Origin of the sequence: Bartonella sp. CL100XZDX (genome assembly GCF_042195375.1) — a bacterium.
Taxonomy (GTDB): domain Bacteria; phylum Pseudomonadota; class Alphaproteobacteria; order Rhizobiales; family Rhizobiaceae; genus Bartonella.
In genome coordinates this window covers 1-1,781 of record NZ_JBHIOH010000029.1, presented here as the reverse complement: position 1 = coordinate 1,781, position 1,781 = coordinate 1, and the positions used below count along the sequence as shown (strand labels likewise).

General features: G+C 42.8%; 2 protein-coding genes and 2 pseudogenes. All 4 read left to right on the top strand.

Going from position 1 to position 1,781, the window contains the following annotated elements:
* Positions 1-423, top strand: a pseudogene (locus tag ACFILU_RS02720) (phage baseplate assembly protein V); the annotation flags it as partial.
* A complete protein-coding gene (locus ACFILU_RS02715; RefSeq protein ID WP_375674650.1) occupies positions 420-761 on the top strand; it encodes a GPW/gp25 family protein in 342 nt (113 codons plus the stop codon). The pseudogene ACFILU_RS02720 and the gene ACFILU_RS02715, both read left to right, overlap by 4 nt.
* Positions 758-1,585 (top strand): baseplate J/gp47 family protein, encoded by an 828-nt coding sequence (locus tag ACFILU_RS02710; RefSeq protein WP_375674648.1) that lies wholly within the window; start codon positions 758-760, stop codon positions 1,583-1,585. The genes ACFILU_RS02715 and ACFILU_RS02710 overlap by 4 nt, the downstream gene beginning before the upstream one ends.
* A pseudogene (locus tag ACFILU_RS02705) lies at positions 1,585-1,781 on the top strand (phage tail protein); the annotation flags it as partial. The gene ACFILU_RS02710 and the pseudogene ACFILU_RS02705, both read left to right, overlap by 1 nt.

Here is a 1,781-nt window from a genome sequence, read left to right as displayed (position 1 = left end):
GATGCTAATCAAGCAGCCGATAAAGGCAGCATTCACCGAACGATATACCCCGATGGAACCAGCCTTGAATATGATGATGAACAAAATACTTATGGAATTCATATCAAATCAGGTGGAAAATTTATCCTGACAATCGCTGATGGTGTGTCACTAAAAGGTGATGGTGGGAATCTAGAGCTTACCGCACCGGAAGGCATAAAGATTGTTTCAAAAAGCGATATAAATTTAAACGCAAAAGGCGGCATCTCTTTGAAGGCAGGTGGTGGCGTTTCTCTGAATTCGAATGATAGTATCTCTCTTCATTCTGGGAATAATGTTTCCATTCATTCAAGTGGACTAAAGCATAACGACACCAATGTAGGAGCAACCCATGTTCATGGTGGTGTTTCCCCTGGTGGCTCGATGACTGGAGGTCCCAATTGAACAGTGGAATGGACCGTACAACGGGAAAGCCATTAACCGGCATTGATCATTTACGCCAATCAATCCTTGATATTTTGTCAACGCGGATTGGTTTGCGTGTAATGCGACGTGACTATGGTTCACGTGTTGCGGAACTCATTGATGCACCGGTTAATAATGCTTTTGCTGTTGCCCTTTATGCTGCTGTTGCTGAGGCTTTAGATAAGTGGGAACCGCGTTTTAAACTGAAAAAAATTGATTTTAAAATGGTTGATGCTGGACAAGTTTCTTTGTCCTTTGAAGGCATTTATTTGCCATCCGGTAAGCCCATTACCATGGAAGGATTACTGATAAAATGAATGGAGTACTTGCAAAACCGGAAATCATCACAGAACTTTCTTTTGAAGAAATACGCGCTGCTGCTCTTGCCCATTTAAAAGAGCTTTTGCCTGAATATACCATTCTTGAAAGTGATCCGGCTGTAAAAGTCATTGAGGCTTTTAGCTATCGAGAGTTGCTTTTAAGACAGCGTATTAACGAAGCGGCACGCAACAACATTCTTGATTTTGCCACTGGAGAATCCCTTGATGCTTTAGGAAACTGGCATGGTATTGCCCGCATAGAGGGTGAAAGTGACGAGAGATATCGTGAACGCATACAGCTTCATGCCCGTGGGGGAAACGGAAGTGGAACAGAACCCTATTACAAGCTTATCGCCTTAACAGCCGATAGCCGTGTGAAAGATGCGATTATCTATCGTAAAGGCAAAAACCCAACCATCTATGTTGCTGTTTTTGGCAACAATGAAGAAGGGACAGCCTCTGAAGATCTCTTACAAACAGTTTCACAAGCTCTTCACAGAAAAAATATCATCATGACCAATGATACCATCATTGTGCATGCGGCTGTCAAAAAAGTGCTGGACTTAGAAGCAGATGTTTGGCTGTTGCCGGAAACATCTTTGAAAATTCTCACGACAATGGAAGCAAATTTAAGAGCAGCATGGAGACAAGAACAAGCCATTGGTCGTGAATTAAGCCTCTCGTGGTGGATTTCAAAACTAATGATTTCTGGTGTCCAAAAAGTGATTGCCATTACCCCAACACAAGACAGTATGGTTTGTGATGAAGAAATTTTATCGATTGGAAAAATCACCTTAAACTTCAAAGGGCGTGTGCGCTAATGGTTGGTTTCCTCCTTCCCACAAACGCGACAGAATTTGAAAAGCGCCTTGCCGATGCTTGCGACTTTCATCAAGATATTGATGGTTCTGTTTTGGGGATTTCACGCGCAAAATTAATCACGCGCCCTCCCCGCTTTTTGCCGTGGTTGATTGAAGAATACGGGCTTGGTGAACTGACACCTTATGTTCCAAACCT

Excerpts from the sequence above, each read along its gene's own strand:
- ACFILU_RS02710 (WP_375674648.1), top strand. The coding sequence starts at position 758 with ATGAATGGAGTACTTGCAAAACCGGAAATCATCACAGAACTTTCTTTT.